General features: G+C 39.4%; 15 protein-coding genes. 13 read left to right on the top strand and 2 right to left on the bottom strand.

Features of this window, described 5'->3' with window-relative positions; translation table 11 throughout:
* The first annotated feature begins 87 nt into the window (after window positions 1-87).
* The 5 genes from CDZ94_RS08690 to murC all read left to right on the top strand — a co-directional run bounded on the left by CDZ94_RS08690 (window position 88) and on the right by murC (window position 6,788).
* Complete coding sequence (locus tag CDZ94_RS08690) at window positions 88-2,637, top strand: DNA translocase FtsK (protein WP_245415716.1); 2,550 nt, start codon at window positions 88-90, stop codon at window positions 2,635-2,637.
* Window positions 2,638-2,912: 275 nt separating this feature from the next.
* Window positions 2,913-3,101, top strand: coding sequence for a hypothetical protein (locus CDZ94_RS08680; RefSeq protein WP_096436189.1), 189 nt, complete (start codon window positions 2,913-2,915; stop codon window positions 3,099-3,101).
* A gap of 54 nt (window positions 3,102-3,155) precedes the next feature.
* Window positions 3,156-4,262, top strand: coding sequence for a nicotinate phosphoribosyltransferase (locus CDZ94_RS08675; RefSeq protein ID WP_096436187.1), 1,107 nt, complete (start codon window positions 3,156-3,158; stop codon window positions 4,260-4,262).
* Between the two features lie 310 nt (window positions 4,263-4,572).
* A complete protein-coding gene (locus CDZ94_RS08670; protein WP_096436185.1) occupies window positions 4,573-5,247 on the top strand; it encodes a hypothetical protein in 675 nt (224 codons plus the stop codon).
* Between the two features lie 242 nt (window positions 5,248-5,489).
* Window positions 5,490-6,788, top strand: a complete 1,299-nt coding sequence (murC, locus tag CDZ94_RS08665; protein WP_096436183.1) for a UDP-N-acetylmuramate--L-alanine ligase — start codon at window positions 5,490-5,492, stop codon at window positions 6,786-6,788.
* 217 nt (window positions 6,789-7,005) lie between these two features.
* Here the strand turns inward: murC and CDZ94_RS08660 are convergent, their stop codons facing one another.
* Window positions 7,006-8,118 (bottom strand): aminopeptidase, encoded by a 1,113-nt coding sequence (locus tag CDZ94_RS08660; RefSeq protein ID WP_096436181.1) that lies wholly within the window; start codon window positions 8,116-8,118, stop codon window positions 7,006-7,008.
* A gap of 236 nt (window positions 8,119-8,354) precedes the next feature.
* Between CDZ94_RS08660 and CDZ94_RS08655 the strand changes: the two genes are divergently transcribed.
* The 8 genes from CDZ94_RS08655 to CDZ94_RS08615 all read left to right on the top strand — a co-directional run bounded on the left by CDZ94_RS08655 (window position 8,355) and on the right by CDZ94_RS08615 (window position 15,556).
* Complete coding sequence (locus CDZ94_RS08655) at window positions 8,355-8,822, top strand: DUF948 domain-containing protein (RefSeq protein WP_096436179.1); 468 nt, start codon at window positions 8,355-8,357, stop codon at window positions 8,820-8,822.
* Window positions 8,823-8,825: 3 nt separating this feature from the next.
* The gene (locus CDZ94_RS08650) at window positions 8,826-9,272 is read left to right on the top strand and encodes a YtxH domain-containing protein (RefSeq protein WP_096436177.1); all 447 of its coding nucleotides are present in this window, start codon (window positions 8,826-8,828) and stop codon (window positions 9,270-9,272) included.
* A 41-nt stretch (window positions 9,273-9,313) separates the two neighbouring features.
* Window positions 9,314-9,646, top strand: a complete 333-nt coding sequence (gene ytxJ / locus CDZ94_RS08645; RefSeq protein WP_096436175.1) for a bacillithiol system redox-active protein YtxJ — start codon at window positions 9,314-9,316, stop codon at window positions 9,644-9,646.
* A gap of 327 nt (window positions 9,647-9,973) precedes the next feature.
* Entirely contained in the window at window positions 9,974-11,071 is a 1,098-nt protein-coding gene (locus CDZ94_RS08640; RefSeq protein WP_096436173.1) for a bifunctional 3-deoxy-7-phosphoheptulonate synthase/chorismate mutase, read from the top strand.
* Between the two features lie 1,018 nt (window positions 11,072-12,089).
* Window positions 12,090-13,097: a catabolite control protein A gene (gene ccpA / locus CDZ94_RS08630; protein ID WP_096436168.1), complete on the top strand. Its 1,008-nt coding sequence runs from the start codon at window positions 12,090-12,092 to the stop codon at window positions 13,095-13,097.
* Window positions 13,098-13,145: 48 nt separating this feature from the next.
* Window positions 13,146-13,961 (top strand): flagellar motor protein MotP, encoded by an 816-nt coding sequence (gene motP, locus CDZ94_RS08625; RefSeq protein ID WP_096436166.1) that lies wholly within the window; start codon window positions 13,146-13,148, stop codon window positions 13,959-13,961.
* Entirely contained in the window at window positions 13,948-14,718 is a 771-nt protein-coding gene (motS, locus tag CDZ94_RS08620; protein WP_096436164.1) for a flagellar motor protein MotS, read from the top strand. Before motP ends, motS begins: the two co-directional genes overlap by 14 nt.
* 139 nt (window positions 14,719-14,857) lie before the next feature.
* Complete coding sequence (locus CDZ94_RS08615) at window positions 14,858-15,556, top strand: 5'-methylthioadenosine/adenosylhomocysteine nucleosidase (protein WP_096436162.1); 699 nt, start codon at window positions 14,858-14,860, stop codon at window positions 15,554-15,556.
* A gap of 91 nt (window positions 15,557-15,647) precedes the next feature.
* Here the strand turns inward: CDZ94_RS08615 and CDZ94_RS21285 are convergent, their stop codons facing one another.
* On the bottom strand, window positions 15,648-15,815 hold the full coding sequence (locus CDZ94_RS21285; protein WP_157812130.1) for a hypothetical protein: 168 nt from the start codon (window positions 15,813-15,815) through the stop codon (window positions 15,648-15,650).
* Between the last annotated feature and the right edge of the window lie 277 nt (window positions 15,816-16,092).

Here is a 16,092-nt window from a genome sequence, read left to right as displayed (position 1 = left end):
CGTGACCGATAAGCGGTTTAAGGTTAGCTATCTCAATGCTTCCTTGTACCCTTTAATCGAGACATCGTAGAAAAAGGTGTGATTTTTATGAGATTTAACGTTCAACGCATGATAAATCAATTAAAAGAAATGTTTGTAAATGATCAAGATGAGTATCAAACTCCTTCTTACGAGAAACAAGAGCAAGTAAAACAACCTGTATTTAAAAAAAATACAAGATCGCTCCCTTTAAAAAAAGAAGAAAATGCTAAACTCATTCATCAATATCCGAAAAGCGGTCCGTTTCGATTTCCTGTTGTACCAGACAACGAGCCGATCGGTCAACATGTACATAATGCAGAACCGAAGCCGAATCCAGAAAACGTGAAGGAACGTTCTTTCGAAAATAAAGAAAGTCCGAGGCCAAAAACTCTTGATTCACGAAAACCAAATAAGCCTGAAGAAAAGTCAGCATCTGCGGCGGACTTAGTTTCACACCAAAAGTTAGATGAGAAGATTAATAAAACAAAATTTGGTGGGAAAGGCTTTGCTGTCCGACAAATTCCGTCTCCGGTATTTGGATTTGGGGAACGTGAAGAAGAGACCTTACAACAATACCAAGAAGACGTTTTGAACGAATTTTTACACCTTGAAGGGTTAGTAACAAAGCCTTCAATTACAGGAAACTTGTCAGAGGCTGATTCAACTATTGAAGAAAATCCAATTGCGGACTCACCATTGGAACCGGAAATGAGCACTGAAGACAATCAGTCCCTATCGGAAGAAGAGGCTCCTAAGGTTCGTTTTGAATCAAAGGATGATGATGAAAAAGAGCCAGTTCTGCACGAATCAAATGAATTCTCTAAGGAAAAAGAGGTTTCCGCTACCCTTGAATTAACCGAACCTGTCAGGAATGAAATTGAACTTGACGATGAACAGGTAAATTTAGAAGCGCACGATTCTTCAACTTCAGAGCATGAATTTATTGAAGAAAATTCACAAAACTACCCAAAAACTATCGAAGAAGTAGAGATGTCTGTAAAGTCATTACCCGCACAAGACGAAGTGGAGGTAGTGACGGAAAGAGTTCAGGAATCAAGGGAATCTACTGACGCTCAGAACCGAACCGTTCAGCAAAAAAACAAGAAAAAAACTGCCTCTTCAGGTGTGCCTTTCAATGTATTAATGTTTCAGCGAGACCGTGTCAAACAGGAGCGTAGAGAAAAAATGAATCGTGGTAAAGGGGCGTTACCAGAGCTTCATTTACTAGAAGTACCACCGAGCAGGAGAGAAGAAGATGATCAAGAGTTAACAGAGCAGTCACAACTTCTCAATCAGACGCTGGAATACTTCAATGTACGGGCAAAAGTCGTTAATGTGACGAGAGGTCCATCGGTAACACGGTTTGAAGTTCAACCGGAGCCCGGAGTGAAGGTTAGTAAAATAACCAATTTACAAGATGACATTAAATTGAGCCTGGCTGCAAAGGATATAAGAATTGAAGCTCCTATTCCAGGAAAGAACACGATTGGCATTGAAGTACCTAACCGAAAATCATCTCCTGTATTTTTACGTGATATTTTAAAAAGTAAATCGTATATTCAAAGTGAGTCCCCTCTTATGGCAGCGCTTGGTGTCGATATCGGTGGGCAGCCGATTGTGACAGACTTACAAAAGATGCCCCATGGTTTAATTGCTGGTGCGACCGGATCTGGTAAAAGTGTATGTGTAAATGCTATTTTGTTAAGTCTTCTTTATAAGGCTTCACCAAAGAATGTGCGGTTCTTACTCATTGATCCAAAGATGGTGGAATTGGCTCCTTATAACGGAATCCCGCATTTAGCTGCACCTGTGATTACTGATGCTAAAGAAGCGACACAAGCACTGAAATGGGCAGTTGAGGAAATGGAAAGACGTTATGAACGTTTTGCCGAGACTGGCTCCAGAGATTTGAATCGTTATAATCAAAAAATGAAGGAGCAAGGGAAAGAAGATCAAACTTTTCCTTATCTTGTCGTTGTAGTTGATGAGCTGGCCGACCTAATGATGGTCTCTCCTCAAGATGTAGAAGATGCAATTTGCCGGATTGCTCAAAAAGCAAGAGCGTGTGGGATTCATTTACTTGTAGCGACGCAACGTCCTTCAGTCGATGTCATTACAGGATTGATTAAAGCGAATATCCCTACAAGAGTTGCTTTCTCTGTCTCAGCACAAACGGATTCACGTACAATTTTGGATGCTTCAGGTGCGGAGAGATTACTCGGTCGAGGAGATATGCTATTCTTAGGGAACGGAGAGTCAAAACCTGTCCGATTGCAAGGGGCGTTTGTCTCTGATGATGAAATTGAACGAGTGACCGAACATGTAAAAAGGAACGGACCACCGTCTTTTCTTTTTGAAAAGGAGGAATTAAAGTCTCAGGATACCGGAGGAGAGGAAGACCCGATGTTTGAAGAGGTATGCCGATTTGTTATCGAGCAGCAAGCAGCATCGTCTTCTCTTTTACAACGACGCTTCCGAATGGGCTTTAACCGAGCAGCGCGATTAATTGATATTATGGAAGAACGAGGAATTATTTCTCCTTCGAAAGGGAGTAAACCACGTGATGTCTATTTAACAAATGAAGAATTGGAAGAAATAATTGTTGGAAAAGGGTAAAATAAGACTACACACTTTTACTCTTTTTCTTTACAATATGAGTAAGTGAATCATAATATAGAAGGTAAAAGTATATATTCATTTCCTCTCAATCTCGAATTAGGTTTTGTTTATGAGTAAAGATCCTTAATAGATCGTGTTCAAAAAGACCGGCATTATAGCTGTTGAATCCGATCTTCAGCTTTATTGTCCCTCTAATTGAACATACACTAATAAGTTCCGAAACACGAAGATCAAAAAAGGTAACAAAAAAACTAGTCTCAGGAGGGATCGACATGGAGCACCTTCCATTAGTAAATCTAGTTCAATTTGTTTCACCGGGTTGGCTTCGAATGTTGAAGGAAGAAGAGCAATTACAATTAGTCGTCATTCGAGACGGGATACACTATGTAAGTGAAGAGGATTTAATTGAAATTGTAGAAGCTGTTATTATAGAAAAAAGGCAGCACGAAATTTATCACTAATCGATCAAAATAAATCATGCAGGCAATGTGACGATTTTATTGAGGAGAAGTCATATGAAAGAAATTCACTTAAAGCTAGAAGGTAAAATTAAGCGGTTAACAAATCGGACTTTTAAGTTTGATGAACGTATTGGAGAGGGCTGGTTTTCTGCGGTTTATTTTCTGAAAACGAGAGAAATTGCTGAAAAACACAAGCCCAATAATGAAATACTCATGCAATTTTTTCAAAAAAAGCATGCCGTTTTATGTGGCACAGATGAAGTGATTGCTTTATTAAAAACATTTGCGAAGAATCCGGAACAGCTTGAAATTCATTCACTTGAAGACGGTGATAAAATCGCTCCCTTTGAAACGGTTTTAACCATCAAAGGGGCGTATGAGAATTTCGGTTATTTAGAAGGGGTTATTGACGGTATTTTAGCCCGGAGAACCTCGGTGTCTACTAATGTTTATGAAGTTGTCAAAGCTGCCCAATCGGGTGGCATTGATAAACCGGTAATTTTCATGGGTGACAGAGATGATCACTATACCCAACAATCGGGTGACGGTTACGCGGCATATATTGGCGGTTCTAAAGCCCAGGCTACCCATGCTATGAATGAATGGTGGGGAAAAAAGGGAATGGGGACGATGCCGCATGCTCTTATTCAGCTATTTAAAGGGGATATTGTAGCGGCTAGTCATGCCTATCATGAGACGTATCCACAAGATGAGTTAATGGCTCTTGTCGATTACAACAATGATGTGGTCACAGACTCTCTAAAAGTAGCACGAGAATTTGGTGACACATTAAAAGGCGTCAGAGTTGATACGTCAAATACTCTGGTTGATAAGTATTTTACTCGAAACCCAGAACTTCTTGGGACATTCGATCCTAGAGGTGTTAATCCAAAACTTGTATTTGCTTTACGAGAAGCATTAGACAAGGAAGGATTTAATCATGTTAAAATTGTCGCGTCCGGTGGGTTTGATGCAAAGCGAATTGCCTGCTATGAAGAAATGAAAGCACCTGTAGATATTTATGGTGTAGGTAGCAGTTTACTTAAGTTAAACGTTTCTTTTACAGGTGATAATGTGCTTTTAAATGGAGAGCATGAAGCAAAGCAGGGGCGAAAATATCGGCCGAATTCTCGGTTGGAAAGAATTGATTTAAAAGAGTAGCTGTTTTCGAAAGGTTTGCTGCTTTTTGAAGTTTTTTCGGGCACAAAGGGTGTTACGGACAAATGAATTTGCCCTTCATGATCATCTATGTTAAATACTGTCACGCTACGTGTGACAGGGCAAGCATTCGCTTACCTAACGCTCATAAACAAATAGCAACAATCTTTAATAATAGAGCCTTCAGAAAAGTACCAAGCAAATAATGCAAAGGTTGCGTCAGGCATGCTCGGCGCAGCCTTTTCCTTTCCTTTAAAAAATAAATTGTTAAGATTAGCCCTGATTCATTGTTTGGTGAAAGGAAGAACGTAGTATGGCAAAAAGACGGACATCTTTCGTTGTTGACTTTAATAAACTTCGAAGTGAGAAGCAAAGTAAAAGCGAGCAAGCATTAATGGATGTGTATGATCTCTTTTTTACATACATTGAAAACAATGCAAACCTGAGAGAGAAAGTTCGTGCGAAGCACTTATTCAAACATAAAACTCAACAACCTAAGGAACAAGCGTTTGATAAGCTAATGAATCTGCATTTTGAACATTGGTTTGCATTTGATTATGTCACTGTTATCGGTTCAAGAATGTTTGATTTATTTATCCGCGACCAAAAAGAAGCATTCACGAAGCCGATGCTGGATTTATGCGGCCATTTAATGCTAATGACGTTAGAACCGGTAAAAATAATGAAGTATGATCATACGAAAATCGAAGTCAAACGGTTGATGACGGGAGAAATAGATTACGTATATCCATTTCTATTTTCGCCAGTAGTAGAAACGGGGAATATCGCTTTTATGAGGATTGCTCCCGTTGGATTTAAACAGAAGGTGATCGGCCCGGTCTTTACCGTTTATGGAAAAGAAGAAAATAGAGTAAATACGCAAATAGCTGATGCAATCCGAAAGACCGATGATCCTAATCAACAGGTAAGGTTAAAACGATTTATGAAAGAATACGGAATTGATTATTTGCGTTATGCAAAAATGTAATGAATAAAAATGGAAAAGGATAAACTATATATAAGTGGTATCGTTGTGAGAAAAAAAGGTAAACCTTTAAAACTTTAGATGTATGAATGTAGAGCGATGGTTGATGCGTTTTTGATCTGCTATAATGGATAGGTGTTTTATTCGCGATTCCCGAAATGAGGCTGTAGACATATACTATAAGTAGATGTTTATTCTCTATTCGGGCGCCATTTAAGTGACAACTCAATCTTGGAGGTCCAAATATGACAATGTTTCATTTTATCGGAATAAAAGGATCTGGGATGAGTGCATTAGCACAAATTCTCAGTGACATGAAATATGATGTACAAGGATCAGATGTAGATAAGGTCTTTTTTACTCAAAAACCTTTAGAAGAAAAAGGGATCCCGTTATTGCCTTTTAACAAAGACAACGTTCAAGAGGGACAGACGATCATCGCTTCAGCTGCATACGGTGAAGACCATGAAGAAGTGAAAGCAGCAGCAGAAAAAGAGATTATGGTACACCCGTATCCGACCTTTCTTGGTGAATTTATTCAGCAATTTACGAGTATTGCGATTACTGGTTCCCACGGAAAAACGTCAACAACCGGATTAATGTCACACGTCTTACAGCAAGCGAAACCGACCTCATTTTTAATAGGTGACGGTACGGGAAAAGGGGAAGAGGAAAGTGAATACTTTGTGTTTGAAGCGTGTGAGTATCGCAGGCACTTTTTACACTACCACCCAGACTACTGTGTTATGACGAACGTGGACTTTGACCACCCCGACTATTTTAGAGATGTGGAAGATGTATTTTCAGCGTTCCAGGATATGGCTAAACAAGTGAAGAAGGCGATCATTGCCTGTGGTGATGATGAATACCTGCAGCAAATTAATGCTCAAGTTCCTGTTGTTTACTATGGTTTTGGTGCACAAAATGATTTTCAAGCGAAAAATGTAAATGTGGATTCAAACGGAACTCACTTTGATGTTTATGTACGAAATACGGCATATGGTTCATTCACGATTCCTGGATTCGGCAATCACAATATATTAAATGCATTGAGTGTTATCGCTTTATGTGAATATGAGAATATTGACGTCAACATCGTTAAGAATCATTTGAAAACTTTCTCAGGAGTAAAAAGACGTTTTAGTGAAAAATCATTTGGAAAACAGGTTCTTATTGACGACTATGCGCATCATCCAACGGAAATTGCAGCGACAATCGAAGCAACAAAACAAAAATATCCAGAGCGTGAAGTGGTTGCTATTTTTCAACCACACACTTTTACTCGAACCCAAACCTTTTTAGATGATTTTGCGGAAAGTTTAAAAGAAGCGGATACGGTTTATTTGTGTGATATTTTTGCTTCGGCACGAGAAAATGAACAATTTTTGTCCATTGATGACCTCCAGGAACGTATTCCTGGTTCAATTCTTGTAAACGAAGAAACAGTCAATCAATTGCTGCAACATGACCAAGGGATTTTATTATTTATGGGTGCTGGTGATGTTCAGAAATTCCAAAATGCTTATGAACGACTTGCAGAATAGAAGGAATCTCAGAAGGTTGGTTAAGCCCTTTTGAATTAACCCTAAAGCAATGAGCGCAGCCTCTGCATTACTTAAAAGCCCGTTACGATTTTTCATAACGGGCGAGCAGTGAGCGAAGCCATTGCTTATTTTTTAGGGGAACTGTTGTTTAAAAACGCTCAAATAGCAGGATACTTTACAGAATAAGCCTTAATAAAAGCCCCGCATGCGGTTTTTCTTATAAGTTTTCTGGATTTAACGGTTGGAGATCATCGACTACGAAGCGACCGTTTTTTCGGATTAATTCACCATCGAAGTAGATGTTTCCACCTCCGTACTCGGGGCGTTGGATGAACACGATATCCCAATGGATCGCAGAGTCGTTTCCGTTATATGCATCCTCATAGGCTTGACCAGGCGTAAAGTGGAAGCTACCATCAATCTTTTCATCAAATAGGATGTCCTGCATTGGATGCTGGATGTGTGGGTTGACTCCAATGGCAAATTCACCAATAAATCGAGCACCTTCGTCAGTGTCAAAGATTTGATTAATTCTTTCAGTGTCGTTCGATTCTGCTTTTACAATTTTACCGTCTTCAAACGTCAAGGCAATATTTTCATAGGTAAACCCTTGATATGGTGAAGCCGTATTATATCGAATTGTACCATTTACAGAATCACGTACTGGAGCTGTGTATACTTCGCCGTCAGGAATGTTCATATTACCTGCGCATTTTATAGCTGGGATCTCTTTTATAGAGAAAGTAAGATCAGTGCCTTCACCAGTAATGCGGACTTCGTCAGTATTATTCATACGAGTGACCAAAGCATCCATAGCTTCGTTCATTTTGCTATAATCTAAATTACATACATTAAAATAAAAATCTTCGAAAGCCTCTGTACTCATTTTCGCTAATTGTGCCATTGAAGAACTTGGGTACCGAAGTACACACCACTTCGTTTTCGGTACACGAATGTGACGGTGTACTTTAGTACCTACAGTTTGCTGATGTAAACTCATTTTATCGGAAGGAACATCCGATAATTCAGTAATATTATCGCCAGCTCTTAAACCTATGTACGCATTCATCTTTTCCATTGCAAATGCTTCAATATCTGCGGATAATTCCTGTTGTTCGTTTGAAGCGCCCATTAAAAGGGTACGGTTTATTTCATGGTCCTTTAATAAAACATGAGGATGGCCACCTGCAGCATAGGCTTCTTCAACTAAGGCTTTAACGAGTTCTTTTTGGACTCCGAAGTTCTCGATTAAAATATGCTCACCTTTTTGTAAGTGAACTGAGTATTGGACCAAATTTTTGGCTAAAGTTTGAATACGGGAATCTCTCATCTTCTTCCTCCTTTAAGCTGGATGTTATTTTAACAATAGTCAATCTATTTTATTTTACCTTAACTTTTCATGTAGTGAAACGTACGGACAGAAAATCTTTCATTTTTCTAGAGGATTAGACAGAAAATGTGTAGAATATTTCTATATGGAGTATTGGCTTTATGGGGATGAAACGAGCCTGACAGATCGAGGCACCGTTGCGTCAATTACTCATAGAGTACAGGAGGTGTGTAGGTATGGAATGGTTATTATATGTCAGTGCAGCGATCATAGCAGTAGCTTTTGCTATTCTCGTTATGTACCTCATTTTAACATTAAAAGCAGTGACGAAAACGTTAGACAGGGTATCAAACACAGTAGAAGGTATGGAAAAGCAGATTGATGGGATCTCACAGGAATCTACTGCTCTTTTACATAAAACGAACCGTCTCGCAGATGATATTCAAGGAAAGTCAGAATCATTAAACGGCGTATTTGAATCAGCAAAAGAATTGGGTGACTCTTTAAAGACAGTTAATCAATCTGTGAGAAGCGTGTCACACATGGTCTCCCAACAAGCTAATGCGAATACAGAGCAAGTTGCCCAGGCTGTGAAATGGGGCAATGTAGCGATGGAAATGTGGTCAAAATGGAAAGCAAAACGTAATAGTGAGGAAAAGGCTTATACAGCAGAAACAACGAAAAGAAAACAAGAGGAGGAATAAACGATGACTGAAAACAAAAATCAAAGTAACAACATGAACACAAAGGATTTTTTTATTGGTACGTTGTTAGGTGGAATTGTCGGAGCTTCAACTGCTTTACTTTTGGCGCCTAAGTCAGGAAAGGAATTACGCGAGGACCTTAACGAAGGCGCAAAAATTGCAGCAACAACAGCGAAGGAAAGCACATCAAACTTTGCACAAACCGTTTCGGAACAGTCAACAAGTTTAGTTGACCGTGTCAAAGAGTTAACAAGAGCCGTTAGAAAGGACGTTGAAGAGTTAACAGAGTCAGCTGAAAGTTTAACAACTGACCTTCAAGGGGCCGGTGAGGAAATTGCAGCGTCTGTAAAGAAAGAAGTAGAAGAACTCCAACGTTCTGTAGAGCAGCTTGTACAGGAAGTTGAGGAGAAAGAAAGAGAAAAAAAACAAAACGAATCTGAAGAAAATTAAAAGTGCGTTTTCAAAAACCAGCCTCTAAAAGGAGAATACTCATGAGTCTAACTAAAATTGAAACAGTAGAACAATGGGAAAATTTAGTGAAAAATACAGACGAATTTTATCTATTAAAAAATAGTACCACATGTCCAATTAGCACTGAAGCCTACGAAGAAACAGAAAAATTCAGTCAATCACAGGAAAATGTACCTGTATTTTATTTAAATGTGCAAGAGGCACGACCGCTTTCAGATGAAATTGCAAATCGATTTAGTGTAAAGCATGAATCACCTCAAGCATTGTTATTTGTTAACGGTGAGGTTAAATGGCACGACTCTCATTGGAATGTAACGAATAAAAAACTTTCAAGTGTATGGGAAGAGAAATAAAGCAAAGTAGAAGTTCGAAACGCCCTCCTGAAAATAAAACAGGCAGGGCGTTTTTTAATAATGTTGTACATACATTAGGTTTTATATTTACGTTAACAGCAAAAAATAGATGAAGGAGACACACCTTCGTTTATGAAACATAAGCTAATCAAATTAAGATTGTAATCGTGTTTTTTGAGGATTTTACAAACCACTTCTTACTTTAACACTTAAAAGCGTTTAAGTTATAAAGAAAAAATGGGTGACAGAAAGAAGTCAATCGTTTATAATAGTCCCTAATCGATTAGAATAAAGTAAATCAGAAGTAATGGAGAGGAGCTATCACTTATGGGTAACGAGCAATTAGAAGAGTTGAGAAAAGAATTAGACGAGGTCAACTTACAATTAATGGAGTTGATTAATGAAAGAGCAAAGTTAGCTAAGGAGATCGGGCGAGTGAAGAGTGCTCAAGGACTTAATCGCTTTGACCCTGTAAGGGAGCGAAAAATGCTTGATCTAATTACTGAACATAACAAAGGGCCATTTGAAACATCGACCCTTCAACATATTTTCAAGCAAATTTTTAAAGCTAGTCTCGAAATACAAGAAGACGACCATCGAAAGGCTTTACTTGTATCGCGTAAAAAGCAGGCTGACAATACTGTAGTTGATGTTAAGGGTGAACCAATAGGAGATGGACAGCAACGCATGATCGCTGGTCCTTGCTCGGTAGAAAGCTACGAACAAGTGGATACAGTAGCTCAAGCTTTGAAAAAGCAAGGGATTAAATTTTTGCGAGGTGGCGCATTTAAGCCTAGAACTTCACCTTATGACTTCCAAGGCTTAGGAGAAGAAGGCCTTCAGATCCTACATGACGTAGCGAAAAAGCATGATTTAGCAGTTATTAGTGAAATTGTGAACCCAAATGATATTGAAATGGCACTCAAATATGTTGATGTGATTCAAATTGGAGCGCGTAACATGCAAAACTTTGAGCTGTTAAAAGCAGCTGGTTCAGTAGATAAGCCAGTCCTTTTAAAACGTGGATTATCTGCTACCATTGAAGAGTTCATGAATGCTGCTGAGTACATTCTATCTAAAGGAAATAAAAATGTCATGCTTTGCGAGCGAGGTATTCGTACGTATGAGAAAGCGACAAGGAATACACTCGATATATCGGCAGTTCCTATTCTTAAGCAAGAAACACACCTTCCTGTATGGGTTGATGTAACACATTCTACTGGTCGGAGAGATCTATTACTTCCTACTGCAAAGGCAGCATTGGCTATTGGTGCAGATGGAGTCATGGCTGAGGTACATCCGGACCCGGCTGTAGCCTTATCAGATTCTGCACAACAAATGGACATTGATGAATTTGACGAGTTTATGACTCAATTAGAGCAATCAGGACTATATAAATCACCAAAGACTGTCGTTAAAGGATAATCTTTAAAAAGAAGCTGTCTCAAGCAATGAATGCTGAGACAGCTTTTTTACGGTGGAAACTAACGTTGTTTTTTTATCCATTATAAAAATGAATAGCCATTGTTTGACTTCATCAAGCAATATATAAATGTGATGAATTTACAAAGCACTATACCAGCGAAGGAAATACACGTAGACTCCAGCGGGAAAGCGAAGACGTTGAGACCCCACAGTGAGCGCACTTTGCGAACGAGGAGGCTCAGCGCGAGCCCGCGGAAAGCGTAGTGTATTTCCGAAGCGGTAGGTTACAAAGATACAAAGGGGATAATCATTTAGATTTTATAATACGAAAGAGCGAAAGGCGGTGACTTCAGCGGAAAAAGCAACAATAGTTTTCTTGCGACGAGGAACCGTAGGATGTTTCCCCGAGGGAGGCTTAAGCGACTTAAGCGTTGCCCGCGGCAAAGGACACCGTGAATCCGAACGAAGTGAAGGAAGAACGGATGTCGCACTTGTGCACTGGGGTAAAAGCGTCCGCCTGTACGGAATTCGAGCGAAGATCTTATCTTATTAAAAAGCAATAATTTTTTAGGAAACTGCTTTAACAAAGACTGTTATTGTAAAGTTTGTTGCTTTTTGAGCAAGCATTCGCTTGCCTAACGCTCTAAAAACAAATAGCAACAATCTTTTAGAAAAGAGCCTTAACAAAAGACCACTATACAGTTTTTCTTATGTGTAATATAGGTAAAACGTACCGCAAAGTCACTTTTATCGTATAGTGAATGAAAAAAATGACAACCTAATAAAAAAACAAGGTGTAAGCTTTCCAAAGAAATATGATATTTGTAAAAAAAGTACAATGAGACTAGGGTGTCCATAGAAGAAAAATATAAAAAAATTATTGTTTAATGTGAAGGTAGTGGCGTTTTTTGTCGATATAAATAAAGAATTTGCGCCCCTCCTTAAAGTGTCGTATCATAGCATTACGTTATGAAAACATGAAAGCCATAAAATGGAAATGACTGTAAGGAGGATATAAATGAATATAACAATTTATGATGTCGCGAGGGAAGCAGGCGTTTCAATGGCTACAGTTTCCCGTGTCGTTAATGGAAACCCAAATGTGAAGCCGACTACTAGAAAACGAGTACTTGAAGCAATCGAAAGGCTGGGGTATCGCCCGAATGCAGTAGCTAGAGGGTTAGCAAGCAAAAAAACGACAACAGTAGGAGTGATCATTCCTGATATTTCGAGCATTTTCTTTGCAGAGCTTGCACGTGGAATCGAAGATATTGCGACAATGTACAAGTACAATATCATTTTATGTAACTCTGATCAAAACAAAGAAAAAGAAATTCATTTAATTAACACGTTACTTGAAAAACAAGTAGATGGATTAGTTTTCATGGGTGGTGAGATTACTGAGGATCACGCCCAGCAATTTAAGCAATCTCCTGTACCTGTTGTCCTATCCGCAACTGTGGACGATGAAAAAGCATTTCCAAGTGTCAACATCGATTACGAGCAGGGTGTCTATGATGCTGTAACATCCTTTATAAACCAAGGACATCAACGAATTGCAATGTTGTCAGGAACGTTAGAAGATCCGATTAACGGCTATCAGAAATTTGCAGGATACAAGCGAGCACTTGAAGACGCTGGACTAACACTGAATGATGATTATGTTGTCATCGGGGATTATACTTACGATTCAGGTTTGGAAGCTATGGAGAGTTTGACTTCATTAGAGGATAAACCAACGGCTATTTTTGCTTCAACAGATGAGATGGCATTAGGAGTTATCCACGGCGCACAAGACAAAGGGTTTAATGTGCCCGAAGATTTTGAAGTCATTGGTTTTGATAATACTCGATTAGTGTCAATGGTGCGACCAACACTTACGTCTGTTGTTCAGCCAATGTATGATATTGGAGCTGTCTCCATGCGTCTGCTCACAAAGTATATGAATAAAGAAGAAGTAAATGACGATGTCGTGTTATTACCACATCGTATCGAATACCGTCAATCTACAAAATCACCCGATTAGATAAACAAAAAACCAATCGGGTGATGGGGAGAAGTTAGGGAGAGGATTATGAAAAAACTCGATTTTTTAACACCGATTGGTTTATTTGTAGGTCTAACAATGATTTTGTTCGCTGTATTGTCTAATGCGGGACCCGGAAATATGCATTACTTTCTTCAATGGACATCGATCGTCATTGTTTTAGGCGGATTGGCTGCTGCGATCTTGATTAACTTTTCATTAAATGATTTAAAGTTATTGCCGAAAGTCTTTAAAGAGACCTTCCAATCGCAAAATCATGATCTTAAACAGCTAATATCTACTTTTGTTGACTTATCTACAAAAGCACGAAGAGAAGGATTACTTGCTTTGGAAATGGGAATGGATGAAGTGAAAGATCCATTTATTGAGAAGGGAGTACTTCTTGCCGTTGATGGCATTGAACAAGATACTATTAAAGATATCATGATGGCAGAAGTCGTTGCTATGGAGGAACGACATCGTAAAGGGCGACTTATCATTGAAAAAGCGGGAGAGTATGCACCTGCTTGGGGAATGATTGGAACTCTTGTCGGTCTCGTTTTAATGCTGCAAAACTTAAATGATCCTACCAGCTTGGGGCCTAATATGGCAATTGCCCTCCTGACGACACTGTACGGAACCCTGTTAGCCAACCTTGTATTTACACCAATGGCTAACAAATTGGCTTTAAAAACTGAAGATGAAGTGTTTATCAAACAAATTGTTATTGAAGGGGTCATTGGTGTTCAATCAGGCCAAAATCCGAAAGTACTGGAAGAGAAATTAAGTGCTTTCATCCCTAACCATATTAAGGGTAAAGAAGAGGAAGTCGAAGAAGGGGAAGCTATCTATGATCAGGCGTAGGAAGCAGACCTCTGACAAGGGGGCGCCTAAATGGATGGTAACCTTCTCAGACCTTATGACATTAATCCTTGTTTTTTTCGTTTTACTATTTTCCATGAGTGTTGTAGATTCGGAAAAATTCAGAGCGATCGCAGAATCATTTCAGGACCGGGCAGTTTTTGATAATTTTCCATCCATCATTCCCGCTGAACACCCAGCGGAAGATCGCGATGTAAAAGACGACCCGTTTGAGGAGGAAGTTGATCCATTTGAAGATTACTTGGAAATGCATGAGCAAAGTGAAGAGAACTTGGACCAGCTTTTAGAAGAAGTGAATGAATACTTAGAGAAACATGAGCTCCAAGAAGAAATTGCAGCATCACGTGATGACCGTGGTGTCGTTCTCGTTCTTCAAGAACAAATGCTGTTTGAGACAGGACAAGCAGAATTGCTTGAAGGTGCTGAACCCTTTTTAGATAGGGTAGCAACCCTTTTAGAAGCGATTCCAAATATAGTTAAAGTAGAAGGTCATACTGATAGTCGTCCGATTAATACGAGAGAATTTCCGTCAAACTGGGAGTTGTCTGGTGCTAGAGCATCGAGTGTGATTCGTTATTTAATTGATGAAAAGCAATTGACCTCACAGCGATTCATGTCAGTGGGGTACGGAGATACGCGACCTGTTGCAGCCAATACAACAGAAGAGAACCTTAAGCAAAATCGACGTGTTGTCATCGTCATTTCAGACCCATCCTACGAGTCTGGCGATGCGTACTAAATATATTTACTATTTTCGGGAAATTCAACAACCGGACTTTTTATTGCTTTCTTTCGAACGTTCTTTACCTGGAATGACTAACGTATACTCATTAAAATAAGTAGATAGTGAAAGTAAAAAGCTAGGATGTGAAAAGGATATGAAAATAGGAATTATTGGTGCAATGAAAGAAGAAATTGACTATTTTCTTCGTCAAGGAACATCTTTTGAAAAAAGTCAAAAAGCCCATTTAACAATTTACGAAGGAAAATGGCACGGACATCACGTTGTTATGACTCAATGTGGCGTCGGCAAAGTTAATGGCGCCGTCACGACGCAAATCCTTATTGATCATTACAGTATAGAAGCCGCTTTATTTACTGGAGTGGCTGGAGCGTTAGATCCTGAGTTAGAAATTGGAGACCTCGTCATTTCGGAAGACTGTATTCAACACGATCTAGATGGGAGTCCATTGGGCTTTAAAAGAGGAGAAGTTCCCATGTTCTCAGGTCGATCACAGTTTAAAGCGGATGAGCTTCTCGTAAACATTGCTTTTGAAGAGGCCGTATCGTTAAAGGATGGAAATGTAAAAAAAGGCAGGGTTTTAAGCGGAGATCAGTTCATCGCTGACAGTGAGAGTGTTGATGAACTATACACTACATTTAATGGCCACTGTGTCGAAATGGAAGGTGCTGCAGTTGCTTATACTGCAATGGTAAATGAAGTTCCCTTTGTTATTATTCGCTCTATTTCTGATAAGGCGAATGGAGAAGCAGCAGATAGCTTTACGATCTTCGTTGAGAAGACAGCGGTTCGATCAGCTACTTTAGTGGAAAAAATGTTACAAAGGATTTCATAGTTGTTGTTTAGTAACTTTATTGCTTTTTTATTCGAAAAGTATACGATAGCAGTCTTAAGAAAAGATCCTAATTAGGGATTGCTGAATAACTCTAGAACTCAAATACAAAGGGTGCCGCTTCCATGGCTTCGCTTTCCGCAGGCAACGCTTCAGCCTCCTCATTCGCAAAAGGCGTGCTCACTGCAGGGTCTTCTGCTGTTCCTGCGGTTCCTCGTCGCAAGAAGACCATTGTTGCTTTTCCTGAGGGAGTCTCCGCCATTGCAGCAGCACCCTTGGCTCCCACATGTGTATCTCAAAATCAAGTGCAAGGCTTTTAGCAAAAGAAGAGTTATTTCCTTGCAGATTCTCTCCATGAGAAAGAGCATAGCCCTTTGCCATGTAGGCGTAAGCTACTTATTCAGCAGCCTCTAATTTAGAAAAGCGCAAGGCGCTTTTACCCGATCCGATAAAAAGTGCTTTTTACTTTTGATCGGGCAGGTTATTTGAAACGAGCCGATGGCGCCTTACGCAAGACACCGAAACGTAGATTTTTATAC

Origin of the sequence: Alteribacter populi (genome assembly GCF_002352765.1) — a bacterium.
In the GTDB taxonomy this organism is placed as follows: Bacteria; Bacillota; Bacilli; order Bacillales; family Salisediminibacteriaceae; genus Alteribacter; species Alteribacter populi.
Note: the sequence above shows the minus strand (reverse complement) of the source record. Positions and strands in the feature narration are given on the sequence as shown.

Bases quoted from the DNA above. Each gene is read 5' to 3' on its own strand.
- motS (WP_096436164.1), top strand. From the start codon at position 13,948: ATGATCAGGCGTAGGAAGCAGACCTCTGACAAGGGGGCGCCTAAATGG.
- CDZ94_RS08615 (WP_096436162.1), top strand. From the start codon at position 14,858: ATGAAAATAGGAATTATTGGTGCAATGAAAGAAGAAATTGACTATTTT.
- motP (WP_096436166.1), top strand. From the start codon at position 13,146: ATGAAAAAACTCGATTTTTTAACACCGATTGGTTTATTTGTAGGTCTA.
- CDZ94_RS08660 (WP_096436181.1), bottom strand. From the start codon at position 8,118: ATGAGAGATTCCCGTATTCAAACTTTAGCCAAAAATTTGGTCCAATAC.
- CDZ94_RS21285 (WP_157812130.1), bottom strand. From the start codon at position 15,815: ATGGCGGAGACTCCCTCAGGAAAAGCAACAATGGTCTTCTTGCGACGA.
- CDZ94_RS08680 (WP_096436189.1), top strand. From the start codon at position 2,913: ATGGAGCACCTTCCATTAGTAAATCTAGTTCAATTTGTTTCACCGGGT.
- ytxJ (WP_096436175.1), top strand. From the start codon at position 9,314: ATGAGTCTAACTAAAATTGAAACAGTAGAACAATGGGAAAATTTAGTG.
- murC (WP_096436183.1), top strand. From the start codon at position 5,490: ATGACAATGTTTCATTTTATCGGAATAAAAGGATCTGGGATGAGTGCA.
- CDZ94_RS08690 (WP_245415716.1), top strand. From the start codon at position 88: ATGAGATTTAACGTTCAACGCATGATAAATCAATTAAAAGAAATGTTT.
- ccpA (WP_096436168.1), top strand. From the start codon at position 12,090: ATGAATATAACAATTTATGATGTCGCGAGGGAAGCAGGCGTTTCAATG.
- CDZ94_RS08675 (WP_096436187.1), top strand. From the start codon at position 3,156: ATGAAAGAAATTCACTTAAAGCTAGAAGGTAAAATTAAGCGGTTAACA.
- CDZ94_RS08650 (WP_096436177.1), top strand. From the start codon at position 8,826: ATGACTGAAAACAAAAATCAAAGTAACAACATGAACACAAAGGATTTT.
- CDZ94_RS08640 (WP_096436173.1), top strand. From the start codon at position 9,974: ATGGGTAACGAGCAATTAGAAGAGTTGAGAAAAGAATTAGACGAGGTC.
- CDZ94_RS08670 (WP_096436185.1), top strand. From the start codon at position 4,573: ATGGCAAAAAGACGGACATCTTTCGTTGTTGACTTTAATAAACTTCGA.
- CDZ94_RS08655 (WP_096436179.1), top strand. From the start codon at position 8,355: ATGGAATGGTTATTATATGTCAGTGCAGCGATCATAGCAGTAGCTTTT.